We start from the raw sequence: 4,563 nt of genomic DNA on the forward strand, positions 1-4,563 counted from the left end.
GTACTTCGGCCGCAAGACGGACGAGGAGTTCGCCGCGTACTGCGAGAAGAAGGACCACATCGGAACGAGTCTCGACGGCCTGCCTGCGCCGGCGCGGCGCCGGACGGGGCGGGGGCCTGCGGCTGCTGCGGGGCCTGCTGCTCGTCCTCCTCGGCGACCTCGCCGCCGAAGTTCTTCAGCAGCGCGGCGAGTCCGCCGTCGAAGCCCTGGCCGACGGCGGCGAAGCGCCACACGTCCTTGAGGTAGAAGTCGCCGAGCATCACGGCGCGCTCGGTGCTGAACTCCGCGCCGGTGAAGGAGTAGCGGACGACCTCTTCGCCGCCGGCCACGATCCGGATGTAGCCGGGTCCGATCTGCGACATCTGTCCGTCGCCGTCGACCGTGGCGGTGAAGGACAGCTTGTGGATGCTCGCCGGGACGCGGTCCAGCGTCACGCGGAAGGACTCGGTGTCGCCGGCCTGCGGGCCGAGCTGCTGGATGGACTCCTCCGGCGACTTCGGCTGGTTGTAGAAGACGAAGTACCGGTCGTCCGACAGCTGCTCGTTGGCGTCAAGGCCGAAGCAGCTGATGTCGAAGGCGAGTCCGGGACCGGCGATCTGGACGCCCACGTACAGATCGGTGCCGGCCGTCAGATCGCTGATCTTGGCCTTGTGACCGCGTTGGAATTCCCTGGCCATACGTAACGACCGTCCCCCATCCCGACTGTGAAATGCGTGCCGCTCAGGCTAGCCGCATCTGCCGACATCCGGCCAAGCCGGTACCGACCCGGTACATATCGATACGTCCGCGCCCGGGACGGGCGGGCCGGTCATTCCTCGCGGGCCGCGGGGACCTTGGGCAGGCGCTCGGCGGCGACCACTCCCTCCAGGTAGCCGCGGGCCCGCTCGGTGCGCGGGTAGGCGTCGAGCAGTTCCCAGAAGCGGGGGCCGTGGCCGGGCACGAGGAGGTGCGCCAGCTCGTGCAGCAGCACGTAGTCGACGACGTACTCCGGCATCCCCTGGAGGCGGTGCGAGAGCCGGATGCTGCCTTCGGCCGGGGTGCAGGAGCCCCAGCGGGTGTTCTGGTTGGTGACCCAGCGCACCGAACGGGGCCGGGCACGGCCGCCGAAGTACTGCTCGGACAGACGCTCGGCGCGTTCCGTGAGTTCCGCGTCCCCGAGGGTGCGCTTGCTCTCCTGCGCGGCCAGCTTGTCGAGCATGACCCCCACCCAGCGCTGCTCCTCGGCCTCGGACATCCGGGCAGGGATGAGGACGACCGTCCGGTCACCCTCGCGGTAGGCGGAGACGGTCCTGCGGCGGCGCGCGCTCCGGCGTACTTCGACGGCGCGCTGCTGTGGGTCGGCGGACACGCCCAAGACCGTACCCGCTCGCCGTGGCCGAAGTCCTGCCGCTCCACCGTTCGAACATGATCGATTCGAAGGTGGCACAGGAAGCGCCCCTTTTCTCCATCTCATATGCCTAATACCTCTTGCCTGTGGACAAATGCGCGCGGGGAGTGCGGCGGGCGGGCACTCTGCGGGGGACGGGAACGAGACGTGGTGCGTACGGAGGGGGAAGGCCATGTATCCGAAGGTGAAGCCGGCGCTGGCGAGGGCGTGGCGGGATCTGCAGACGGTGCAGTTCGGGGTGACGCCCGCGCATGCGGTGGTGCTCGGCCCCCTGGACACGGCGACGGGATCCCTGATCGACCGGATCGACGGGACGCGGGGCATGGAGCTGCTGCGCGCGGAGGCGGCGGCCGTGGGGCTGCCGGAGGGTCAGGTGGACACGCTGGTCCGGCGGCTCGCGGCGGCCGGGCTGCTCGACGACGCGACGGCGGGCGGCCCGCGGGCGCAGGCCCTGCGCAAGCGGCCGGAGGCACTGGAGCGGCTCGGGCCCGACCTGGGCTCGCTGTCGCTGGTGCACCGGGAGCCGGGAGGTGACTTGCGGGGCGTCGCGGCGCGCCGGGCCATACGGGTCCAGGTGCGCGGCAGCGGCCGGGTGGGCGGGATGATCGCCGGGGTCCTGGCGGGAGCCGGCGTGGGCCGCGTCGAGGTCCTCGACGGCGGCCGGGTGGAGCCGGCGGACGTCGCGCCGGGCGGGCTGGGGCCCGGCAGCGTGGGCCGGCTGCGGGCCGAGGCGGCGGCCGGGCTGGTCCGCGAATCGGCCCCGGCGCGCCCGCCGCGGGCCACGGAGCACGAGGGGCCGGGGCCGGGAGTGTCGCTGGTGGTGGTCGCGCCCCGGGACGGCTTGCAGGTCTGGGCCCCGGATCCGGGCACCGCGGCCGACTGGATCGCCACCGGCATCCCGCACCTGTACGCCGGGGTGCTGGAGGGCACCGGGCTGGTCGGGCCGCTGGTGCTGCCGGGGGCCACGGCGTGCGCGGGCTGCATGGAGCGCGACCGGGTCGAGGCGGATCCGGCCTGGCCGCGGATGCTGGTCCAGTGGCGCTCGGCGCACCGCCGCCGGGCCACCGCTGCCTGTGACCTGGGCCTGGCCACGGCGGTGGCCGGGCTGGCCGCGGCCCACGCCCTGTCCTTCCTCGACGGCGAACTGCCCGCTTCGACGGCCTCGCGCTGGGAAGCGGCCCTGCCCTCCCTGCACTGGGAGCAGACGGCCGTGCGCCCGCATCCGGACTGCCCGTGCGCCGCGGCCAGGGTCCCGGCGGAACAGGGGGCGAGGTGACGAAGGCTCGATCCGGTGTAGGGCCGTGCCCGCCCGGGAGGGCGGATGCTGTCCCGGGGCGGGGAATCCCGTCGCGTCCGGGGCCGGTGCCTCGGACGGGGTGGGGCCGGGACACCATGACAGGATGCGGTTGTCCGAGGGGTCATCCCGAACCGCCGCTTGCGGCACAGCTGTCTGGGAATTGGAGGGGCTCATGTCTGATCTTCCCCGGAAGGCGGTCACCCGTACCGTCAAGCTGGCCGCGCTGCCGCTCGGCTTCGCGGGCCGGGTCACCTGGGGGCTGGGGAAGCGGATCGGGGGCAAGTCGGCGGAGATCGTGGCGCGCGAGCTCCAGCAGCGCACCGCCGAGCAGCTGTTCCGTACGCTCGGGGAGCTGAAGGGCGGTGCCATGAAGTTCGGGCAGGCGCTCTCGGTCTTCGAGTCTGCCCTGCCCGAGGAGGTCGCCGGACCGTACCGGGCGGCGCTGACCAAGCTTCAGGAAGCCGCTCCCCCGCTGCCCGCCGAGACGGTGCACCAGGTACTGGCGGACCGGCTCGGGGCCGACTGGCGGGACCTGTTCGAGGAGTTCGAGGACAAGCCGGCCGCGGCCGCCTCGATCGGGCAGGTGCACCGGGCGGTGTGGCACGACGGCCGGCAGGTCGCGGTGAAGGTCCAGTACCCGGGGGCCGGCGAGGCACTGCTGTCGGACCTGAGGCAACTGGGCCGGTTCGCCGGGCTGCTGGGGCCGCTGATTCCGGGCATGGACGTCAAACCGCTGATCGAGGAACTGCGCGACCGGGTCGCGGAGGAGCTGGACTACGAGCTGGAGGCCGAGGCCCAGCGGATCCACGCGGACGCGTTCGAGGGCGACGAGGACGTGGTCGTGCCGGACGTCGTCCACCAGGGCGACCAGGTCCTGGTGACCGAGTGGATGGAGGGGACCCCGCTGTCGGAGGTGATAGCGGACGGCACCCCGGAGGAACGCGACCGCGCCGGTCAGCTGCTGGCCCGTTTCCTCTTCTCGGGGCCCGCGCGCACCGGCCTGCTGCACGCCGATCCGCACCCGGGCAACTTCCGCCTGATATCCGGGGCGGACGGCCGCGTACGGCTGGGCGTACTGGACTTCGGCACCGTCGACCGGCTGCCCGGCGGCTGGCCCAAGCCCATCGGCACGTCGCTGCGGATGACGCTGGAGGGCGACGCCGAGGGGACCTACGGGCACCTGTGCGCCGAGGGGTTCGTGAAGGAGTCCATCGAACTGGACCCGGAGGCGGTGCTGGACTACCTGCTGCCCATCATCGAGCCGGCCCGGGCGGACGAGTTCACCTTCACGCGGCCGTGGCTGCGCGGCCAGGCGGCCCGGATCGCCGATCCCCGCTCCCCCGCACACCAGTTGGGCCGGCAGATCAATCTGCCGCCCTCGTACCTGCTGATCCACCGGGTGACGCTGAGCACCATCGGGGTGCTGTGCCAGCTGGGTGCGACGGTACGGCTGCGGAGCGAACTGGAGTCCTGGCTCCCGGGGTTCCTGCCCGAGGACTGAGCCCGGGGGCGGCCTGCGGCTCCCCGGTCACCACCAGGACGAGTCGAGGCGGCCCTCGATCGCGCGGAGGTTGGCGCGCGCGCAGTCGACGCAGAAGTACTGTCTGGTCCCGTTCTCCACCGAGCAGGTCCAGGTGGGCGGGGCGCCGTCTGGGGCCTTCGTGCCGCAGCGCGCGCAGACGACGGGCTGGGCCTCGGGTCCCGACGGGGCGGGGTGGGGATTCGGCTGGTCCACCTCCAGACGATATCCCCGCGAGGGGTGCAGAGCCGTCCGCAACGCACCGGGGGGGGGCGGGGCGGGGCGGGCGGGCGGCCCCCGGCCCGCGGGGGGGCGCGGGCGCCGGCGGGGCGCGGGGCGTGGTGGGAGAGTGTCGCTGTC

Annotated in this window: 5 protein-coding genes; 2 read left to right on the forward strand and 3 right to left on the reverse strand. The window is 73.2% G+C overall.

From position 1 onward, the window contains the following. Together ACFXA3_RS36155 and ACFXA3_RS36160 are read right to left on the reverse strand one after the other, a co-directional pair. A partial coding sequence (locus ACFXA3_RS36155) for a TerD family protein (RefSeq protein ID WP_385194282.1) occupies window positions 1-677 on the reverse strand: 677 nt, incomplete at its 3' end. Between the two features lie 131 nt (window positions 678-808). Continuing rightward, window positions 809-1,453 carry a M48 family metallopeptidase gene (locus ACFXA3_RS36160; RefSeq protein ID WP_385194285.1) on the reverse strand — a complete coding sequence of 215 codons (645 nt, stop codon included), beginning with the start codon at window positions 1,451-1,453 and terminating at the stop codon, window positions 809-811. A gap of 106 nt (window positions 1,454-1,559) precedes the next feature. Between ACFXA3_RS36160 and ACFXA3_RS36165 the strand changes: the two genes are divergently transcribed. Both ACFXA3_RS36165 and ACFXA3_RS36170 read left to right on the forward strand, forming a co-directional pair. Then, complete coding sequence (locus ACFXA3_RS36165) at window positions 1,560-2,663, forward strand: ThiF family adenylyltransferase (protein WP_385194288.1); 1,104 nt, start codon at window positions 1,560-1,562, stop codon at window positions 2,661-2,663. A gap of 193 nt (window positions 2,664-2,856) precedes the next feature. Then, window positions 2,857-4,185 carry an ABC1 kinase family protein gene (locus ACFXA3_RS36170; protein ID WP_385194291.1) on the forward strand — a complete coding sequence of 443 codons (1,329 nt, stop codon included), beginning with the start codon at window positions 2,857-2,859 and terminating at the stop codon, window positions 4,183-4,185. A 27-nt stretch (window positions 4,186-4,212) separates the two neighbouring features. Here the strand turns inward: ACFXA3_RS36170 and ACFXA3_RS36175 are convergent, their stop codons facing one another. Beyond that, window positions 4,213-4,419: a hypothetical protein gene (locus ACFXA3_RS36175; RefSeq protein ID WP_385194293.1), complete on the reverse strand. Its 207-nt coding sequence runs from the start codon at window positions 4,417-4,419 to the stop codon at window positions 4,213-4,215. Window positions 4,420-4,563 lie beyond the last annotated feature (144 nt).

The sequence above is a fragment of the Streptomyces sp. NPDC059456 genome, assembly GCF_042750055.1.
GTDB lineage: Bacteria > Actinomycetota > Actinomycetes > Streptomycetales > Streptomycetaceae > Streptomyces.